The 18,400-nt window shown below is 59.2% G+C and carries 18 protein-coding genes; 9 read left to right on the top strand and 9 right to left on the bottom strand.

The window, feature by feature from the left end:
• Positions 1-82: 82 nt before the first annotated feature.
• From ACSBQV_RS05435 to cmoB, 3 genes are all read left to right on the top strand, one after another.
• Positions 83-478 carry an MAPEG family protein gene (locus ACSBQV_RS05435; protein WP_004932387.1) on the top strand — a complete coding sequence of 132 codons (396 nt, stop codon included), beginning with the start codon at positions 83-85 and terminating at the stop codon, positions 476-478.
• Positions 479-580: 102 nt separating this feature from the next.
• On the top strand, positions 581-1,324 hold the full coding sequence (gene cmoA / locus ACSBQV_RS05440; protein ID WP_033650946.1) for a carboxy-S-adenosyl-L-methionine synthase CmoA: 744 nt from the start codon (positions 581-583) through the stop codon (positions 1,322-1,324).
• Entirely contained in the window at positions 1,321-2,292 is a 972-nt protein-coding gene (cmoB, locus tag ACSBQV_RS05445; protein WP_033643358.1) for a tRNA 5-methoxyuridine(34)/uridine 5-oxyacetic acid(34) synthase CmoB, read from the top strand. The genes cmoA and cmoB overlap by 4 nt, the downstream gene beginning before the upstream one ends.
• 36 nt (positions 2,293-2,328) lie before the next feature.
• Here cmoB and ACSBQV_RS05450 read toward each other — a convergent pair whose 3' ends face one another.
• From ACSBQV_RS05450 to cutC, 3 genes are all read right to left on the bottom strand, one after another.
• Complete coding sequence (locus ACSBQV_RS05450; protein WP_434991424.1) at positions 2,329-4,179, bottom strand: FKBP-type peptidyl-prolyl cis-trans isomerase N-terminal domain-containing protein; 1,851 nt, start codon at positions 4,177-4,179, stop codon at positions 2,329-2,331.
• Positions 4,176-4,580, bottom strand: a complete 405-nt coding sequence (locus tag ACSBQV_RS05455) for a hypothetical protein (RefSeq protein WP_033643360.1) — start codon at positions 4,578-4,580, stop codon at positions 4,176-4,178. Before ACSBQV_RS05455 ends, ACSBQV_RS05450 begins: the two co-directional genes overlap by 4 nt.
• 431 nt (positions 4,581-5,011) lie before the next feature.
• Positions 5,012-5,770: a copper homeostasis protein CutC gene (gene cutC / locus ACSBQV_RS05460; RefSeq protein ID WP_033643362.1), complete on the bottom strand. Its 759-nt coding sequence runs from the start codon at positions 5,768-5,770 to the stop codon at positions 5,012-5,014.
• A gap of 101 nt (positions 5,771-5,871) precedes the next feature.
• Here cutC and ACSBQV_RS05465 point away from each other — a divergent pair, with 101 nt between their 5' ends.
• Positions 5,872-7,020: a MalY/PatB family protein gene (locus tag ACSBQV_RS05465; RefSeq protein WP_099785885.1), complete on the top strand. Its 1,149-nt coding sequence runs from the start codon at positions 5,872-5,874 to the stop codon at positions 7,018-7,020.
• Here the strand turns inward: ACSBQV_RS05465 and ACSBQV_RS05470 are convergent.
• Together ACSBQV_RS05470 and ACSBQV_RS05475 are read right to left on the bottom strand one after the other, a co-directional pair.
• Positions 7,017-7,583: a VOC family protein gene (locus tag ACSBQV_RS05470; protein ID WP_099785887.1), complete on the bottom strand. Its 567-nt coding sequence runs from the start codon at positions 7,581-7,583 to the stop codon at positions 7,017-7,019. The genes ACSBQV_RS05465 and ACSBQV_RS05470 overlap by 4 nt on opposite strands.
• A 475-nt stretch (positions 7,584-8,058) precedes the next feature.
• Positions 8,059-8,217 carry a hypothetical protein gene (locus ACSBQV_RS05475; RefSeq protein ID WP_154219869.1) on the bottom strand — a complete coding sequence of 53 codons (159 nt, stop codon included), beginning with the start codon at positions 8,215-8,217 and terminating at the stop codon, positions 8,059-8,061.
• 200 nt (positions 8,218-8,417) lie between these two features.
• Between ACSBQV_RS05475 and argS the strand changes: the two genes are divergently transcribed.
• Entirely contained in the window at positions 8,418-10,148 is a 1,731-nt protein-coding gene (argS, locus tag ACSBQV_RS05480; RefSeq protein ID WP_033650942.1) for an arginine--tRNA ligase, read from the top strand.
• Between the two features lie 65 nt (positions 10,149-10,213).
• Here argS and murJ read toward each other — a convergent pair whose 3' ends face one another.
• The 4 genes from murJ to rimJ form a co-directional block, all read right to left on the bottom strand.
• On the bottom strand, positions 10,214-11,749 hold the full coding sequence (murJ, locus tag ACSBQV_RS05485) for a murein biosynthesis integral membrane protein MurJ (RefSeq protein ID WP_099785889.1): 1,536 nt from the start codon (positions 11,747-11,749) through the stop codon (positions 10,214-10,216).
• Positions 11,750-11,855: 106 nt separating this feature from the next.
• Positions 11,856-12,776 (bottom strand): Gfo/Idh/MocA family protein, encoded by a 921-nt coding sequence (locus ACSBQV_RS05490; RefSeq protein ID WP_099785891.1) that lies wholly within the window; start codon positions 12,774-12,776, stop codon positions 11,856-11,858.
• Entirely contained in the window at positions 12,769-13,413 is a 645-nt protein-coding gene (locus ACSBQV_RS05495) for a YceH family protein (RefSeq protein WP_099785893.1), read from the bottom strand. The genes ACSBQV_RS05490 and ACSBQV_RS05495 overlap by 8 nt, the downstream gene beginning before the upstream one ends.
• Before the next feature lie 9 nt (positions 13,414-13,422).
• Positions 13,423-14,007, bottom strand: coding sequence for a ribosomal protein S5-alanine N-acetyltransferase (rimJ, locus tag ACSBQV_RS05500; protein ID WP_033644290.1), 585 nt, complete (start codon positions 14,005-14,007; stop codon positions 13,423-13,425).
• A gap of 346 nt (positions 14,008-14,353) precedes the next feature.
• On the opposite strand from rimJ, the gene mdtH reads away from it, so the two are divergent.
• The 4 genes from mdtH to ACSBQV_RS05520 all read left to right on the top strand — a co-directional run bounded on the left by mdtH (position 14,354) and on the right by ACSBQV_RS05520 (position 18,331).
• Positions 14,354-15,559, top strand: a complete 1,206-nt coding sequence (gene mdtH, locus ACSBQV_RS05505) for a multidrug efflux MFS transporter MdtH (RefSeq protein ID WP_099785895.1) — start codon at positions 14,354-14,356, stop codon at positions 15,557-15,559.
• Positions 15,560-15,632: 73 nt separating this feature from the next.
• On the top strand, positions 15,633-15,881 hold the full coding sequence (locus ACSBQV_RS05510) for a hypothetical protein (RefSeq protein ID WP_033643371.1): 249 nt from the start codon (positions 15,633-15,635) through the stop codon (positions 15,879-15,881).
• A gap of 127 nt (positions 15,882-16,008) precedes the next feature.
• Positions 16,009-16,656 carry a glutaredoxin 2 gene (gene grxB, locus ACSBQV_RS05515; protein WP_099785897.1) on the top strand — a complete coding sequence of 216 codons (648 nt, stop codon included), beginning with the start codon at positions 16,009-16,011 and terminating at the stop codon, positions 16,654-16,656.
• Between the two features lie 34 nt (positions 16,657-16,690).
• Positions 16,691-18,331: an ABC1 kinase family protein gene (locus ACSBQV_RS05520; protein ID WP_099785899.1), complete on the top strand. Its 1,641-nt coding sequence runs from the start codon at positions 16,691-16,693 to the stop codon at positions 18,329-18,331.
• Positions 18,332-18,400: the final 69 nt, after the last annotated feature.

Consider the following 18,400-nt stretch of genomic DNA (forward strand, 5'->3'; position numbering starts at 1 on the left):
CATCAAATATTTCCCCGCGACAGTGAATACAATGACGGCTATGATGCTGGCTGCCAGTTTTGGTTAGGGAACGGAGTTAAAAATGGTAAGCGCGCTTTATGTGGTGCTCGGCGCATTGTTGTTGATCAAACTCTCTTATGACGTTGTCAGATTAAGGATGCAGTACCGCGTAGCCTACGGCGACGGCGGTTTTTACGAATTGCAGACCGCCATCCGCGTGCATGGCAACGCCGTTGAATACATTCCTATCGCTGCTGTATTGCTGGTGATTATGGAAATGAACGGCGCGGAAATCTGGATGATCCACCTTTGCGGCCTGATGCTGATGGCCGGGCGACTGGTGCATTACTACGGTTTGCGCAACCGCGAGGTTCGCTGGCGTCGTTCGGGCATGGCCGCGACCTACATCTCTTTGTTGTTGATGGTTCTGGCAAATATCTTCTATCTGCCCTGGGATCTGATTTTCAGCCTGCATTGATCCCGTTTTATCATCAGGCGGCCGCGCCGCCTGCTTCCGCTCCGCTTTTTTACGCTTTTCTGTTAGACTACGCAGCTTCGAATTCTGAACTGATTTGCCGCTATGCCAAACCGCGATACTCTTTTCTCCGCCCCCATCGCCAAACTGGGCGACTGGACCTTCGACGAACGTGTCGCCGAAGTGTTTCCCGACATGATCCAACGCTCCGTTCCCGGCTATTCCAACATCATCTCGATGATCGGCATGCTGGCCGAACGTTTTGTGCAACCCGACAGCCGGGTGTATGACCTGGGCTGCTCGCTGGGCGCGGCGACGCTGTCGATGCGGCGGAATATCAGGGTGCCCGGCTGCACTATCGTCGCCGTCGACAATTCGCCGGCGATGGTGGAACGTTGCCGCCGCCATATCGACGCCTTCCGCGCCGACACGCCGGTAGACGTCATCGAAGCCGATATTCGCGACATCGACATCGAAGACGCCTCGATGGTGGTGCTGAACTTTACGCTGCAGTTCCTCGAACCGGCCGATCGCCTGCGCCTGCTGGAAAAAATTTATCGTGGCCTGCGCCCGGGCGGCGCACTGGTGCTGTCGGAAAAGTTCAGCTTTGAAGACGCCGAAGTCGGCGAGCTGCTGTTCAACATGCACCACGATTTCAAGCGCGCCAACGGGTACAGCGAGCTGGAGATCAGCCAAAAACGCAGCATGCTGGAAAACGTGATGCTCACCGACTCGGTGGAAGCGCACAAGGCGCGTCTGCAACAGGCTGGATTCGAGCATGCCGAAGTGTGGTTCCAGTGCTTCAACTTCGGTTCATTGATCGCTCTGAAAGCGGGGGATGCGCAATGATCGAGTTTGGTGACTTCTATCAGCGGATTGCCAAGAGCCCCCTCAGCCACTGGCTGGATACGTTGCCCGCTCAGCTGAGCGCCTGGCAGCGCGAATCGCTGCACGGCAAATTCAAGCAGTGGTTCAACTCGGTGGAGCATTTGCCGACGCTGACTCCCACCCGTCTCGATCTGCTGCACGGCGTGCGCGCCGAGATGGAGCCGGGGCTGTCGCCGGGCCAGCTTGAAGGCATCGAGAAAATGCTGCGCACCCTGATGCCGTGGCGCAAAGGGCCCTTCTCGCTGTATGGCATCGATATCGATACCGAATGGCATTCCGACTGGAAATGGGATCGCGTACTGCCGCACATTTCTCCGCTGGCCGGCCGCACCATTCTCGACGTCGGCTGTGGCAGCGGCTATCACCTGTGGCGCATGATTGGCGCCGGCGCACACTTCGCCGTGGGTATCGATCCGATGCAGCTGTTCCTGTGCCAGTTTGAAGCCGTGCGCAAACTGTTGGGCGGCGATCAGCGCGCCCATCTGCTGCCGCTCGGCATCGAGCAGTTGCCGGATCTGGCGGCGTTCGACACCGTGTTCTCGATGGGGGTGCTGTATCATCGCCGCTCGCCGCTCGATCATCTCTATCAGTTGAAAAATCAGCTGGTGGCTGAAGGTGAGCTGGTGCTGGAAACGCTGGTGGTGGAAGGCGACCGTCACCAGGTGCTGGTGCCGGGCGATCGTTATGCGCAGATGCGCAACGTGTATTTCATCCCTTCCGCCGAAGCGCTGAAATGCTGGCTGGAGAAGTGCGGCTTTGTCGACGTGAAGATCGCCGATATGTGCGTCACCAGCCTCGAAGAGCAGCGACGCACTGACTGGATGACCAGCGAATCATTGGCCGAATTCCTCGATCCGAACGATCGCAGCAAAACGGTCGAAGGCTATCCGGCGCCGCTGCGCGCCGTGCTGACCGCCAAAAAGCCCTAGCGCACGCTAATCGGGCCGGCCTGCGCCGGCCCGCCTTCACCCGTTACTGACATCGACAATCCGCAGTTCATAAACCATCGTCGCGTTTGGCGGGATCTGCGGCGCATAGCCAGTTTCACCGTACGCCAACGCCGGCGGCACCACCATCGTCAGCGAGCCGTGATTTTTCAGATGGCCGATAGCCTCGCGGAACAACGGCGGATAGGCGGAGAGCGGCTGGGACATCACCTTCCCACTGCGATCCATATCCTGAATCACGCGACCGTCGGTTAAACTTTCTTTCACCACGATATCCACCCGCGCGTTTTCTGTAATGGCTTCATCACCCGCATAATCGATGCGATACCAGAAACCGGAAGGCGACTTCTGCGTGCCCTTCTTCTTTTGGAACTCGGCAACGAACGCCTCACCTTTGCTGGCCTGCGTCTTCGCAGCCTGGTTTCTGGCATCGTTCACCGCTTTTTCCGACTCCGCCAGTGCGCTGGTCAACTGCGCATCGCTCAACTGGTAATGGCCGTTGAAGGTATCGATCACGCCCGCCAGCAGCGCGGTTTTGTCGGGCGTGATACCCCAATTTTTACGTTCCGCCAGCATTGTTTGAATATCGCGCCCCAAAGCGACACCGGCGGCATAGCTCTGTTGCTCCGGCTTTTTCTTCAGCGCTTGCCTATCCGGCAGCCATTTGGCCCGCGATCTCAGCCCGTCCAGTTCCTCACGCAAGGCTTGCTGCGCCTGATGCGCGGCCGCCAGCTCCGTCGCCGTTTTATCTGCCTGTTGCGCCGCTTTATCCCGTTGCTGCGCAGCCTGCGCGCTTTCCGCCGTCAGCGCCGCCAGACGCTGTTCCAGCGCCTTAGCCTGCTCGGTTTGCGTCTTGTTTTTTTCCTGCAGCTGCGCCAGCTGCTGCTGAAGTTCACCCGCCGCTTTGGCGGCCTCGGCCTTTTGCTGCTCCAGCGCCATCTTCGGTTTTTTCTCTTGCTGCTCGGCCTGCTGGCGTTGGTCATCACGCTCTTTTTGCAGCGCTGCCAACTGCTGTTGAAGTTCGCCCGCCGCTTTGGCGGCCTCGGCCTTTTGTTGCTCCAGCGCCGCCTTCAGGTTTTTCTCTTGCTGCCCACCCTGCTGGCGTTGGCTTTCCTGCTCTTTTTGCAACTGCGCCAATTGTTGTTGCAGTACGCCGAGCGCCTTGGCGGCTTCGGCCTTCTGCTGTTCCAGTTCAGCGGCGGCCGCTTTTCGGTCCTGTTCATAACGCTGGCGCGCTTTATCGTTGGCAGCCTGCGCCGCCGTCAGTTTCTCCTGCCAAACCTGTTGCTGCGCGTTATCAGACTGTTTTGGCAACGCCGCCAACCGTTGCTCCAGCGATGCGATGTGTCGATCCCGCTCCTCGGTTTGCTGCTTTTGCCGCGCTAACGCCGCTTGCGCCTCGGCGATTTGCGCCTGAGCCTTACGCTCCTGCGGCGTCAGGTTCAGCGCCTGCCGCACGCCGCTGGCAAAGTCGCTCAACGCGCTCAGATCGGGCGCCGGAGCCGGTTTATCGGCAGCCGCCAGGGAAGACGCGACGCGCAACGCGGTCAGCTCCTGCTGCAGAGATTGAATGGAAGCCTGCTGTTGCTCCAGTCGGGCATCTTTCTCGCGCAGCGCCTTTTGCCACTGCGCCAGCTGCTGCTTCTGCGCCGTCGCCTCACGCGTTTGAACCCGGCGGGATGCCGACTTCTGGGGGGCCTGGGGTTGCGTGACGGCGGCATCAGCCTCCGCTGCCGGTGCATCCTGCCGCTGGTAGCGCTCGGCAAACTGCAATAACGCCGGCACATCGCCATCCGCAGCGGCCACCGCCGGCGCAAACGCCAACGGTATCATCAGGCTCAGTAACGCCTTTCTCGCACGCGGGGTCATTGGGTGCGCTCTCCACGCTCAGCCAGACCGGTCATCATGGCAGAACTGATGTCTGCGCACAGACGGCTGGTGCGATAACGATACAGGGCGTCAACGGTTTCCTGCGTCCCCGTGTTGACCCGCTGACGCACCCCGGCATACTGCGCGGCGCCGCCCATCAAAGCATCGAATTCGCGTTTGAATTTTTGGTATTTTTCGTTATCCATGCCGCGCATGGCATCCAGCTCGCGCTGGCACTGCTGCATGCGTTCGGCCTCACGTTGCCGTTTGTCTTGCTCCGCAATTTCTTCTGCGCTGGGGGGCTTACTTAAGGTAGAAACAGGCCGCTTGGTGGTCTGGCAGCCGGTCAGGGCCAAGGTCAGCAAAAGCGCAGCGGTCAAACAGTGTGCCGTTCGGGTCATTATCGTTATCTCCTTGTAAAGTCCGCCGTCGACGTGCTCTGTGGCTGCGCCGACGGCTCTCCTCATTGGTGCTGTGATGTTCCGGCCATAAAAACCGGCGGTGAATAGGTATAAAATGCAGACGCGATAATGAACGGCAGAGCGCAAATCATTCACCACGCCAATACATACCAAAAAATCATTTAATATTATGATATTTAAAGGATTTTAACTCATAAACTTATCAGCAGGGCATGACGAGCGCAAGAGAAGAGATGGCGCCTGACCGACCGATAAACAGCGCAGGAACGGGCGCGGTGTCTTAACAAGGCATAAAAAAAGCCCCGGCAAAACGCCGGGGCCTGGTACTTGCGTGATCGCCGAAGGCTCAGTGACACGCAAAGGGGTCTTACGGCCCGGAAACCGGTTATCAAACGCGGTTAGCTGCGTGTTTATGCGCTTTGCGCCAAGGGGTCAACCAAGGCCAGCGCGTTTTTCATCGCCTCCACCATTTCGCCATCCACGCAATAATGGCTAAATTCGTCAAACTCGTTATCGGAACACATGGTGACCCCCGCCTTGCGATAACGCATGGTCGATGGCACCAGATGGCCGGAAGAGCTGTGCAATTCATGCAGGCCGATATCGACAAACTTGTGCAAATTGCTCAGACGCACGCCGGCGCCCGCCATGATCACCGGGCCCTGGCTGGCCTGACGCAAATCACGCAACAGCGGCAGGCCCAGTTCGGCGCTCTGCTGTTGACCGGAAGTCAGAATGCGCGCCACGCCCAGGTCGGTTAGTTGCTCCAGCGCCACCATCGGGTTTTGACACATGTCGAATGCGCGATGGAACGTGACGGCCATCCCCTCGCACAACGTCATTACCTCGCGCATCCGCGGCAGATCGATATGCCCTTCTTCGTCCAGCATGCCGACGACCACGCCGGGGAATCCCAACTCGCGGATCTGGCGGATATCCTGCTTGATCACCTCGAAATCCACCGCGCCATAACAGAAATCGCCACCGCGAGGGCGTACGATCGGATGAACCGGAATCGAAACCCGTTCCCGCGCCAAACGCAGCGTGCCATAACTCGGCGTCAATCCGCCCTCGCTCTGGCTGGCGCATAACTCGATACGATCGGCGCCCGCCCGTTCGGCCGTTAGCGCGCAGTCGACGCTAAAGCAACAAACTTCCAGTTTTATCATTGTCACCCCCAGATAACGGCCAACATACGGCGGCAATTGTTCATTTCTTCATTTCTCACGTAGGCTCATGCTTAGGCATAAACCGGCTCAGGGTTGTAACTATGGCATTCAATTTTGATCAATGGGTAGACCGCAGTCACAGTGACAGCGTTAAGTGGGATAAATATCGCGACAGCGACATCATTCCGCTGTGGGTCGCCGACAGCGACTTCGCCTCCCCGCCGGCGGTCATCGACGCCTTGCAGCGGCGCGTGGCGCACGGCGTGTTCGGCTACACGCACCCATCCCCCGATCTTCTTGAGGTTTTTACCCGCCGCATGGTAGAGCGCTACCGCTGGCACATCAAGCCTGAATGGATCCTTTTCCTGCCCGGCCTGGTGTGCGGCTTAAACCTGTGCGTGCGCGCCTTCACCGAAGACCATCAGAGCACGCTCGCGCCCAGCCCCATTTATCCGCCATTTCGCAAAGCGGCCAAATTCGCCGGGCGCAAGCACCTCTCGGTACCGCTGGCGGCAACAGGCCAACGTTGGGTGCTGGATTTTTCCGCGCTGCATGGGCAGCTCAGCGGCAATGAGAAGCTCCTGCTGCTGTGCAACCCGCAAAATCCCGGAGGCACCGTTTATCGTCGAGAAGAGCTGTCGCAGCACCATCAGTTCGCCCGCGAGCACGATTTAATCGTCTGTTCGGATGAAATCCACTGCGAATTGCTGCTTGAACCCGGCGCACGGCATATTCCTTTCGCCACCCTGAACGAAGACGCGGCCCAACGCAGCGTGACGCTGATGTCGCCGTCAAAGGCGTTTAATCTCGCCGGGCTGGGCGCCTCGATAGCGATCGTCCCTAATGAGGCGCTGCGACAAAAGCTGAAACGCGCGCGCAGCGGCATCGTGCCGGAGGTCAATCTGCTGGCGCTGGTCGCCGCCCAGGCGGCCTATCAATACGGGCAACCCTGGCTGGACGAGCAGTTGATTTATCTGCGCGCCAATCGCGATCGGGTGACAGAGCGCATCAACGCCATGCCGGGATTGAAGTTGTTGCCGATTGAAGCCACCTATTTGGCCTGGATCGACTGCGGCGCGTTGCCGGTGGACAATCCGCATCAGTTCTTCGAGCGCGCGGGCGTTGGATTAAGCGCCGGTTTGGATTTCGGCGATCGGCGCTTTGTACGACTGAACTTCGGTTGCCGGCGGGCTCTGCTCGATGAAGCGCTCGATCGCATGGCGCGGGCCTGCGCCACGCTGTTCGACTAGCCTTGCTCGCTGGCGACAATGTCCCGAATGGAGTAAGGATGAAACTTGATCGTGACCGTTCCATCGGTGATGGCCAGCGTCGGGTTCGGCAACCGCTCGCCCTCGCCTTTTGGCGAGCTTTGCTTCAGTTTGATCCCCGGCGCCAGCAACGCTTCATCAGCGAGATGGCTCAACGCACGGGCGTGCAACGTCTGCGGATCGCCGCTCAGCACTAGCTCGACATGTTCCCACCCTTCATGCGGATACCGTTTCTCCCCGGGATACGGCAGCTCGACGCAATCTATCCGCCACGGCCCCATGGCCAGCGGCTGCTGTAAATCAAACAGACAGATAGGCCGCCCGTTGATCATCGATTCGGACAACAGTGTCCCGCACTGCATCAATCCCTGGCGCCAGCGTTCGGCGGTAGCGTTCTGGTGACAGCGCAAGGAAATGTGATCGGCGGTAAACGAGGACAGGTCAAGCTGCAATCTGGCGGCGAATTGTTGCAACGCCTGCTCGAAACGCGGCAGGTCGAGCCTCAGATCGTCAAGCTCGGCAATGGCCTGCAAGGGATTGGTCATAGAAACCTCAAAACAACGAGCGCAAAGTTAAAGGCCGTAATTTACACGGTGGCGACGGCGCTCGCCAGAGTGGCGAGATTTTTCAGCGGCAGTACAGCATAATTTTCGGTTCTGGATGGGGGACGAAAAACCCAGCGCTTATTGAGATGGCAGCTTATTAATTCGGCAATTAAATAAAAAATAGGATTTTTCGCAGGCCATTATATCATTTCCTTATGACAGTAAGATTTAAGTTATTTTGCACAAAACCCTCCGCCACCTGCGGGCTAAATCGATTGATTTTTTTCGCTTAATCAAACCTCACCCACTTATATAAGTCACACAAAACATGAAGTTTAACCAATTGTAAACAAAGAGAATGCCGCGCAAAAAATGATGGAAAACTAAGGATTATCTTAATTTAATGCCGGGCAATTGATTCACCCACTCAACTCGGCTACTTTGGGGGAAATTTAAATTAGAGATGATCATTATGTTATTGCTGACGATATCCTTGGTGTTGATAATTATCGCCGTATACGCCATCTACCGTCATTTTAAATCTCGCAGCACCAATACGCTGGATTCCGGTCGCCGCAATAAAAAACGCTAGTCCCTCATTTTTTCCACCGTATATCTTCTCTCGGTTGTCCATCTTTTATCCCCACGGCAATAACGCGCGCCTCCGCAACTGTTTCATCGCTGCGGTCGCGCCAACTGCTGACGGGCTCCCTCAGATCGGTTACAATTGCAGGCTGTTTTGTGGAGGTCGCCGCCGCCCGCGCGCCGTTGGCCACCACCGTTGAATCCCTCGGGGGCTGGTTTCGGCCCCTCGTTCGTCATTAAGGTAACCCGGTGAATATTCAGGTTCTTCTTTCAGATAAAGTCAGCCAGGCGCTGATCGCCGCTGGCGCGCCAGCCGATTGCGAAGCGCAGGTCCGCCCATCCGCCAAGGCGCAGTTTGGTGATTACCAGGCCAACGGCGTGATGTCAGTCGCCAAAAAGCTGGGCATGCCGCCCCGTCAGCTGGCGGAAAAAGTGGTGCAACTGCTGGATCTCGGCGACGTCGCCAGTAAAGTGGAAATCGCCGGCCCCGGCTTTATCAATATCTTCCTGAACAGCGACTGGGTCGCCCGCCAGGCCGACCAGGTGCTGAACGCACCGAAATTGGGCATTGCGCCGGTTGAACCGCAAACCATCGTTATCGACTATTCCGCGCCGAACGTGGCGAAAGAAATGCACGTCGGCCACCTGCGCTCCACCATCATCGGCGACGCCGCAGCGCGTACTCAGGAGTTTCTGGGCCATAAAGTGATCCGCGCCAACCACGTCGGCGACTGGGGCACCCAGTTCGGCATGCTGATTGCCTACCTGGAAAAAATGCAGAATGAAAACGCCAGCGATATGGGCTTGTCCGATCTCGAGCAGTTCTACCGCGAAGCCAAGAAGCATTACGATGAAGACGCCGAGTTCGCCGAGCGCGCACGCGCTTACGTCGTGAAGCTGCAGGGCGGCGATCAATACTGCCTGAAAATGTGGCGCAAGCTGGTCGACATCACCATGGCGCAAAACCAGCTGACCTATAACCGCCTGAACGTCACGCTGACCGAAGACGACGTGATGGGCGAAAGCCTGTATAACGCGATGCTGCCGGGCATCGTCGCCGATCTGAAAGCCAAAGGGCTGGCGGTGGAAAGCGAAGGCGCCACCGTGGTGTTCCTCGACGAATACCAGAACAAGGACGGCGACCCGATGGGCGTCATCATCCAGAAAAAGGATGGCGGCTACCTCTATACCACCACCGATATCGCCTGCGCCAAGTATCGCTACGAGACCCTGGGCGCCAATCGCGTGCTGTATTACATCGATTCCCGCCAGCATCAGCACCTGATGCAGGCCTGGACCATCGTGCGCAAAGCCGGTTATGTGCCGGAGTCCGTCTCGCTGGAACATCACATGTTCGGCATGATGCTGGGCAAAGACGGCAAGCCGTTCAAAACCCGCTCAGGCGGCACCGTGAAGCTCTCCGATCTGCTGGATGAAGCCATCGAACGCGCCGAACAGCTGATCGCCGGCAAAAACCCGGACATGCCGGAAGACGAAATGAAGACCATCGCTCGCGTGGTCGGTATCGGCGCGGTGAAATACGCCGATCTGTCGAAAAGCCGCACCACCGACTATGTTTTCGACTGGGATAACATGCTGGCCTTCGAAGGCAATACCGCGCCTTACATGCAATACGCCTATACCCGTGTGGCATCGGTATTCAAACGCGCCGGGATCGACGAAAGCAGCCTGACGCTGCCGCTGACCCTGACCGAAGAGCGTGAAATTGCGCTGGCCACTCGCCTGCTGCAGTTCGAAGAGGTGCTCACCGCCGTCGCGCGTGAAGGCACGCCGCACGTCATGTGCAGCTACCTGTACGATCTGGCCGGCTTGTTCTCCGGCTTCTACGAGCACTGCCAGATCCTCAACGCCGACAGCGAAGAAGCCCGTCAGAGCCGCCTGAAGCTGGCGCTGCTGACCGCCAAAACGCTGAAAACCGGCCTGGATACGCTGGGCATCGAAACCGTCGAGCGCATGTAAACCGCGCCGCGCAGAAAAGCAAAAAGGTCGCCGTGGCGACCTTTTTTTTTACACTTTCACTCGGCTCAGACGACCCGGCGCGCGAAATCACGCGGGCGGAAACCCAACCCGGCCAGCACGCCGAAGTAGGCTACCACACCGGCCACCACCACCGCCGCCAAGCGCAGCAAACGCTCCAGCATGTTGCCCTGATCCCAGGCCGGCATCAGCCACATCAAGCCAATCAACACCGCCGACATCACCAGCACGGCAATCACCAGCTTGGTGAGGAACAGCGCCCAACCCGGCTGTGGCTGGAAGATTTTCTGCTTGCGCAGCTGCCAATACAGCAGCGCGGCGTTCAGGCAGGCCGCCAAACCGATCGACAGCGCCAGGCCGGCATGCTTCAGCGGACCGATAAACGCCAGGTTCATCACCTGCGTCATGATCAGCGTAATGATGGCGATCTTGACCGGCGTTTTGATGTCCTGACGCGAATAAAAGCCCGGCGCCAGCACCTTAACCACGATCAGCCCCATCAGCCCCACCGAGTAAGCCACCAGCGCGCGTTGCGTCATCGTCGCGTCAAAGGCGCTGAACTTGCCGTACTGGAACAGCGAGACGGTCAACGGTTTGGCCAAAATACCCAGCGCGATGGCGCTCGGCAGCGCCAGCAGGAAGCACAGGCGCAGCCCCCAATCCATCAGGCGCGAATACTCGTCGTGGTTGCCGCTCGAGAAGCTTTTGGCCAGCGACGGCAGCAGGATGGTGCCCAATGCCACGCCCAGCACGCCGGAAGGAAACTCCATCAGGCGGTCGGCATAGTACATCCAGGACACCGAGCCGGACACCAGGAACGATGCGAAGATCGTGTTGATGATCAGCGAGATCTGGCTGACCGACACCCCAAGGATCGCCGGCCCCATCTGGCGCATCACCCGCCAGACCCCGGCGTCGCCCAATTTGATGCGCGGCAGCACCAGCATGCCGATCTTGCGCAGGTGCGGCAGCTGATAGCCCAGTTGCAGCACGCCGCCGACCACCACCGCCCACGCCAGCGCCAGCACCGGCGGGTGGAAATACGGCGCGGCGAACAGCGCGAAGCCGATCATGCTGACGTTAAGCAGCGTTGGCGCAAAGGCCGGGATCGAGAAACGGTTCCAGGTATTGAGGATCGCCCCCACCAGCGAGGCCAGCGAAATCAATAGAATATAGGGGAAGGTAATGCGCAGCAGCGCCGACGTCAGCGCAAACTTGTCGGGCGTATCGGTAAAGCCCGGCGCAGTGATATAGATCACCCAGGGCGCGGCCAGCATCCCCAGCACCGTCACCACCGCCAGCACCAACGTCAACAGCCCGGAAACATAGGCGATAAAGGTGCGCGTCGCTTCCTCGCCCTGCTGGCTCTTATATTCCGCCAGGATCGGCACGAAAGCCTGCGAAAATGCGCCTTCGGCAAAGATACGACGCAGCAGGTTAGGAAGTTTGAACGCCACGAAGAAGGCGTCCGTTGCCATGCCGGCCCCGAACACGCGCGCGACGATCGCATCGCGGGCAAAGCCCAACACCCGCGAAAACATCGTCATCGAGCTGACGGCAGCCAAGGATTTGAGTAGGTTCATGTGGTTGTCTGATAGGTACCGTAAATATCAACGCCTGCAACAGCAGGCGTCAGTGAAACAATCGGCTCAGTTTACGCATCCGGAAAAGAATAGCTACCGCCATATGTTACATAGAGTTATCGCGTAACAAACGCTCGACCACCCGCTGCGCAACCAGCGCCTGCTCGCCGCCGGTTTCCGGCGCGCTCTGATTGGCGACGGCGCAGAGGAAATGCCGCACCGCCCCGTCGAAACCGCGTTGCACCAGCGTGCTTTGCCAACCCGGCACCGGCTGTTCCAACTCGCCCTGCGCATCTTCGCGCAGCCAGTGCCGCATATCGGTCAACTGATACCGCGCGCCGTCGGTCACCGCCTGCACGCTTTCGCGCTGGTTGCCGCCGCGGCGATGCATACTGGTCGTCACCAGCGTATCGCCACAGACGAAGTGGTGCTCGGCGTACAGCATTTCGCCTGCAGCGTTGGCGCGCACGCTGCCGCTCAGCAGTTGCTCGCCTCCGCCCGCCAGCCACAGGGCGGTGTCCACCACGTGCAGATAGTCATCCAGCAGGGTAAAGCGCAGATCGTGAGGGCCGACGCTGTCCGCCCGATGTTTATCCATGCGAATGGAGGCGGGCTGATTCATTTGCTGCTTGAGTTGGCGGTAAAGCGGCGCGAAACGACGGTTGAACCCCACCATCAGCGTTTTGCCCCGCCGCTCGGCCAGCTCAAGCAACTGCTCGCCCTGCTCCAGCGTTTCCGCCAGCGGTTTATCGACGTAAACATGTACGCCACGGTTAAGCAGCTCGCCAATGACCGAAAAATGGCTGGCGGTGCTGCTGTGGACAAAGACCGCATCGCACTGTTCGGCCAAGCTGTCCAGCCGAGGGAAACAGGCCATGCGGTAGCTGTCGCACAGCGGCTGCGCTTTCTGTTGATTAGGCGAGAAGCCGCCCACCAGCGTCCAGTCCGCCGCCTGACTGAGGATCGGCAGGTAGGCCTTCTGCGCGATGCTGCCCAGCCCCACCACGCCCACGCGCAATTTAGTCATGCGTTTCCCTCACCAACAGTTGCTGCACCTGCCGTTTCAGCTCCGCCACGTCGTTTTCCAACGCGCTGACCCTGGCGCTCAATTCACCGTCGATCTCCGACTCGAGCGCCGGCGGCGCCTCATCGATTGGCCCGCTGAACAGATGCATGAAGCGGCTTTCGCGCTTGCCCGGCTCGCGCGCCAGGCGCACCACGAACGGGCCGTCTTCGCGCGTGGTCAACTGCTGCAGCACCTGTTCGACCTCGCTGACATCGCTGAACTCGTGCATTCGGTTGGTGCGCGTGCGCAGCTCGCCCGGCGTTTGCGCGCCGCGCAGCAGTAAGGTGGCGATCACCGCCAGTTCGGCGGGAGAGAGCTTCAGCTGGCCAAACTCGGAATTGCAAAACCGCTGCTCGTATTTCACGACCCGATTGCCGAACCCGCTGAGGGTGCGCAGGAAATGTTTGCGCAGCAACAGATCGAGGAGTTGCTGCACCTCGCTTTCGCTCAGATCCATCACCGGCTCGCGGTTGGTCTTTTGGTTACAGGCCAGGGTAATGGCGTTAAGCGAAAGCGGGTATTGGTCCGGCGTCGTCACCTGTTTTTCCAACAGGCAGCCGATGACCCGGGCCTCTTTGGCGTTCAATTCATATTTCATCGTTTGGCCTCAACGTGGGGGTAGCCACTCTTTATTGGTGTATGCCGTCAAAACGTGGTCTTGCCACTTGCCGTCGATCAGCAGGTAATCTTTGGCGTAACCTTCGCGTTCGAATCCCAGACGCGTCAGCAATGCGCCGCTGCGCTGGTTATGCGGCATATAGTTGGCCATGATGCGGTGCATGCGCTGTTGGCGCAGCATATAGCGGATGGCGGACTGCAAGGCTTCGAACATCAACCCCTGCCCCTGCCATTTCTCCCCCAGCGAATAACCGAGGAAGCAGGCGTGAAACGAACCGCGCAACACGTTGCTGAAGTTCGCCACGCCGCGGACTTCCTGCTCTTCCGGATCGAGCAGGATAAAATAGTAGGCGCTGCCCTGCTTTTGCATTTCAGCGATCATCCCCAGGCGCGCCTGCCAGCCGGACGGATAACAATGGCTTTCATCGCGCACCGGCTCCCAGGGTTTGAGAAAGGTCCGGTTCTCGGCATAATAGTCCGCCAGACGATAGGCGTCCCGTTCATGCACTAAACGGACCACCATCCGGTCGGTAGTAAGACGTACTTTTGGCGATGCAGAGCGGTAGCCGAACATCATTTCCCCCGCGGTCAAAACGGTTCGATAAGAAGTATTTATTAGGAAGCCTCGTGGATAATTATCCGACGCCGATCTGAGGCCATGACTTTATGTTGCCAATAGCGCCTCAGAACCGCGCTCCCTTGCATTCAATATAACCGTAGGCCGCCCCCGAGGTAAAATACCGGCCGCTCAGTAAATCGCCGAATACGCGTTTTACGGCGTTTTTCCGCCAATTTTGCAGTTCAGGTAACACCTTGACGATAAAAAAATATTATCTACTCCGCCCCTGTCGCCGTCCGCCAATTGGGTAGAGAATGGTGGGGTTGCCTTCCCCCTCTCTCTTAATTGCTCATGGTGATGCATGTCTCTGGTGTCGCAAGCGCGCAGCTTGGGTAAATATTTTCTGTTGCTCGACAACCTGCTGGTGGTTTTAGGCTTCTTTGTCGTGTTCCCGCTTATTTCGATCCGCTTCGTCGATCAACTGGGATGGGCGGCGCTGATCGTCGGTATCGCGCTGGGTTTGCGTCAGTTGCTGCAACAAGGGCTCGGCATCTTTGGCGGCGCGGTCGCCGATCGCTTTGGCGCCAAGCCGATGATCGTCACCGGCATGCTGTTGCGCGCCGCCGGTTTCGCCACCATGGCGATGGCCGATGCGCCGTGGATCCTGTGGTTCTCCTGCGCGCTGTCGGCCCTCGGCGGCACGCTGTTCGATCCGCCGCGCACCGCTTTGGTGATCAAACTGACCCGTCCGCACGAACGCGGCCGCTTTTTCTCGCTGTTGATGATGCAGGACAGCGCCGGCGCGGTAGTCGGCGCGCTGATCGGCAGTTGGCTGCTGCAATACGATTTCCACTTTGTCTGCTGGGTCGGGGCGGCGATCTTCGTGCTGGCCGCCGGCTGGAACGCCTGGTTACTGCCGGCTTATCGCATCTCCACCGTGCGCGTGCCGATGAAAGAAGGCATGTTGCGGGTCGTGCGCGATCGCCGCTTCCTCACCTATGTCCTGACGCTGACCGGCTACTATATGCTGGCGGTACAGGTGATGCTGATGCTGCCGATCGTGGTCAATGAAATTGCCGGCTCACCGGCGGCGGTGAAATGGATGTACGCGATCGAAGCGGCGCTGTCGCTGTCGCTGCTCTATCCGCTGGCGCGTTGGGGTGAAAAACATTTTCGGCTTGAACAACGCCTGATGGCGGGCCTGCTGCTGATGACGCTCAGCCTGCTGCCGATCGGCCTTGCCAGCAGCCTGCAAGGCGTGTTCACGCTGATCTGCTGTTTCTATCTGGGTTCGATCATCGCCGAGCCGGCGCGCGAAACGCTCAGCGCGTCGCTGGCCGATCCGCGGGCGCGCGGCAGCTACATGGGCTTCAGCCGCCTCGGGCTGGCGTTGGGCGGTGCGTTGGGATATACCGGCGGCGGTTGGATGTACGATACCGGGCGGATGATGAACATGCCGGAGCTGCCCTGGCTGCTGCTCGGCGCCGTAGGCTTCGCCACGCTGCTGGCGCTGTACTGGCAATTCAACCCGCGGCGCAACGCGTCGGTGATACTGCGCGGCGGCTAACGCCATAGAAATCCGGCCGAATCGGCAACAGCTGCTATCCTGTTAGTAAAAACACCCACAGGAGCCCGTCGGCATGAGCGAAGAAGCCAAATTACCGCAACTACTCGAACATATGATACTGAACTTGCGCATGATTTATGCGCGCTCCACCCTGGTGGAAAAGGCGCTGGCGCATATCCTCGCCAGCGACGCCGGCCTGAAAAACGATATTATCAAACAGCTGCAGGTCGTCACCGCCGCCAACGAACGCGATCAGATCGATTTGGAACAAGCCCGCATTCACCTGATCGATGTGCTCAACTCGGTACCGGTCAAGAAATAGCACCCCTCGCCCGCGCCTGTTACGCGGGCAATATCGCAATAACGCACCATCCAACACACGCGTTTCAAGACAGCCTCGATAAGCTGTGGTAACTATTGCTGTTAAAACCTGACAACCCGGAGCAAGCATGAAACTGTTCATTTACGATCATTGCCCATTCTGCGTTAAAGCCCGCATGATTTTCGGCCTGAAACATCTGCCGATTCGCCTGGTCACGTTGCTCAACGACGATGAGACGACCCCGTTTAATCTGATTGGCAAAAAAATGGTGCCGATCCTGATCAAAGACGACGGCGAAGCAATGCCGGAAAGCCTGGATATCGTGCGCTATATCGATGGCTTGGACGGCAAACCGGTGCTGACCGGCCGCACCAACCCGGCCATCACCGAGTGGTTGCGCCGGGTCGACAGTTATGCGGCCAAATTGCTGTTGCCGCGTATTGCGCATGCCGATTTCGAAGAATTTGCCACCGACAGCGCCCGCCGTTACTTTATCGATAAAAAGCAGGCGTCAATAGGTGATTTCGCCGAGCATCTCGCCAACAGCGCCGATCTGATCGCCGAACTGGAGGCCGACCTACAAACGCTGTCACCGCTGATCGTCTCCGCCGACGCCGTGAACGGCGAGCTTTCTGAGGACGATATTCATCTGTTCCCGCTGCTGCGCTCATTGTCGATCGTCGCCGGGGTTGCCCTGCCGGACAACGTGGAAGCCTACCGCAACCGCATGGCGCAGCGCAGCGAAGTGCCGTTGCTGCTGGATATGGAACAATAACGTTCGACAGTCACAAAAAGGATATGGCGTACTGATGCTGAAAATGGTGCTCGCCACCGCTCGCGATCGGGCGCGGCTGAAGGAAATTACTTCCGTTCTGATTCGTTATGGTTTGCAAGACGTTCTGCGCCTGCTGGGCCTGGGGGCGTTGCTGCGTGGCGCCCGCAGTGAGCCCGCCCGGCAGAGCGCGCAGCCCCTTCCTCAGCGGCTGCGCGAAGCGCTCGAGGCGCTCGGCCCAACCTTCGTCAAATTCGGCCAGATCCTGGCCACGCGTTCTGACCTGCTGGATCCGGCCTGGACCGACGAACTGGATCGCCTGCACAGCCAGGCGGCGGTGTTGCCATGGGAAATGCTGGCACCCCAGATCATCGCCGATCTCGGGGATGATCCCGAGCAGCTGTTTGCCGAATTCGATCGCACACCGCTGGCCGCGGCGTCGATGGCGCAAATCTACCGCGCACGCCTGCACAGCGGCGAACAGGTGGTGGTGAAAGTGCTGCGCCCCGGCCTGGCAAAAACCATTCACGCCGATCTGCGGCTGCTGGCCTCGCTGGCGGAAACCGTGGAGCAGCAGAGTCAGGCGCTGGCGCGCTATCGACCACGGCAGATGGTCAGAGCGCTGGCGACGGCGCTCAATCATGAACTGGATTTGACCCATGAAGGGCATAACTGCGATCGCGTCGCCGGCATGTTTGCGCGTGAACCCGACGTGGTCGTGCCGAAAATCTATTGGCAATGGTCTTCCCCGCGTCTGTTAGTGCAGGAATACTTGCCCGGCACCGCGCCGGAGAACCCCCGGCAGTTGGCGGAAGCGGGATTTGACGGCCCGCTGCTGGCGCGGCGCGGCGCCCGCGCCTTTATGAGCATGGTGCTGGAGCACCGGCTGTATCACGCCGATCCGCACCCCGGCAACGTGATGGCGCTGAGCGGCGATCGCGTCGGCTTCATCGACTTCGGCATGGTGGGCCAGCTGTCCGAACGGCGGCGTAACCAGTTGCTCCTGCTGCTGCAGGCCATCGCCGATCGTCAGTCCGAAGGCATCGTCAACACGCTGATCGCCTGGTCGGACAGCGAACCGCTGGATCTGATGGACCTGGAGCTGGCGGCGCAAAACTTTCTCGACAAGCAGGCCGCCGCCTCCCTAACGCTCGGCAAAGCCCTCACTGACCTGTTGGTGATGGCGCGTGAGCACCAGCTGGCGCTGCCGCCGGATCTGGTGCTGCTGTTCAAGGCCTTAATCACCGCCGACGGCGTGCTGCACCGGCTGGATCCGGCCTTTGACATCGTCGCCACGCTCAAACCGATGCTGCAACAAACGGTGCTGCAACGCTATGCCCCTGACGCCGTGCGCCAACGACTCTTGGCCCTGGGCGGGGAAGCGCTCGACGCCGGAGAGGAGCTGCCGCAAACCCTGCGGCTGTTGGTGCGCCGCCTGAAACGCGGGCAGCTCAATGCCGACATTAACGTCAAGAACCTCGGTCAGTTGAGCAAAGCGCTGGAGCGCAGCGCCGTTACCCTGGCCATCGCCATGGTCACCGCCGCTTTTGCCCTGGGGCTGGCGCCTTATCTGATGCATTCGTCGCTGCGGCTGTGGGGCATTCCGCTGTTCCCGCTGTTGGGAGGCGCAGCCTGCCTGGCCGGCGTGATCCTCTTGGCGCTGCGATTACGGCGCTGACGCTTTCGGCGTTATCCGATAGGTCTCGCCCTGTTTTACGCGCACTATTCCCGCCATACCGCCGCCTGC

The sequence above is a fragment of the Serratia sp. B501 genome (assembly GCF_051172315.1).
GTDB lineage: Bacteria > Pseudomonadota > Gammaproteobacteria > Enterobacterales > Enterobacteriaceae > Serratia > Serratia ureilytica.

Bases quoted from the DNA above. Each gene is read 5' to 3' on its own strand.
- ACSBQV_RS05455 (WP_033643360.1), bottom strand. From the start codon at position 4,580: ATGACCCGAACGGCACACTGTTTGACCGCTGCGCTTTTGCTGACCTTG.
- grxB (WP_099785897.1), top strand. From the start codon at position 16,009: ATGAAACTGTTCATTTACGATCATTGCCCATTCTGCGTTAAAGCCCGC.
- cmoA (WP_033650946.1), top strand. From the start codon at position 581: ATGCCAAACCGCGATACTCTTTTCTCCGCCCCCATCGCCAAACTGGGC.
- ACSBQV_RS05520 (WP_099785899.1), top strand. From the start codon at position 16,691: ATGCTGAAAATGGTGCTCGCCACCGCTCGCGATCGGGCGCGGCTGAAG.
- ACSBQV_RS05495 (WP_099785893.1), bottom strand. From the start codon at position 13,413: ATGAAATATGAATTGAACGCCAAAGAGGCCCGGGTCATCGGCTGCCTG.
- mdtH (WP_099785895.1), top strand. From the start codon at position 14,354: ATGTCTCTGGTGTCGCAAGCGCGCAGCTTGGGTAAATATTTTCTGTTG.
- cmoB (WP_033643358.1), top strand. From the start codon at position 1,321: ATGATCGAGTTTGGTGACTTCTATCAGCGGATTGCCAAGAGCCCCCTC.
- ACSBQV_RS05465 (WP_099785885.1), top strand. From the start codon at position 5,872: ATGGCATTCAATTTTGATCAATGGGTAGACCGCAGTCACAGTGACAGC.
- ACSBQV_RS05470 (WP_099785887.1), bottom strand. From the start codon at position 7,583: ATGACCAATCCCTTGCAGGCCATTGCCGAGCTTGACGATCTGAGGCTC.
- ACSBQV_RS05475 (WP_154219869.1), bottom strand. From the start codon at position 8,217: ATGGACAACCGAGAGAAGATATACGGTGGAAAAAATGAGGGACTAGCG.
- ACSBQV_RS05510 (WP_033643371.1), top strand. From the start codon at position 15,633: ATGAGCGAAGAAGCCAAATTACCGCAACTACTCGAACATATGATACTG.
- murJ (WP_099785889.1), bottom strand. From the start codon at position 11,749: ATGAACCTACTCAAATCCTTGGCTGCCGTCAGCTCGATGACGATGTTT.
- rimJ (WP_033644290.1), bottom strand. From the start codon at position 14,007: ATGTTCGGCTACCGCTCTGCATCGCCAAAAGTACGTCTTACTACCGAC.
- cutC (WP_033643362.1), bottom strand. From the start codon at position 5,770: ATGATAAAACTGGAAGTTTGTTGCTTTAGCGTCGACTGCGCGCTAACG.
- ACSBQV_RS05435 (WP_004932387.1), top strand. From the start codon at position 83: ATGGTAAGCGCGCTTTATGTGGTGCTCGGCGCATTGTTGTTGATCAAA.
- ACSBQV_RS05490 (WP_099785891.1), bottom strand. From the start codon at position 12,776: ATGACTAAATTGCGCGTGGGCGTGGTGGGGCTGGGCAGCATCGCGCAG.
- ACSBQV_RS05450 (WP_434991424.1), bottom strand. From the start codon at position 4,179: ATGACCCCGCGTGCGAGAAAGGCGTTACTGAGCCTGATGATACCGTTG.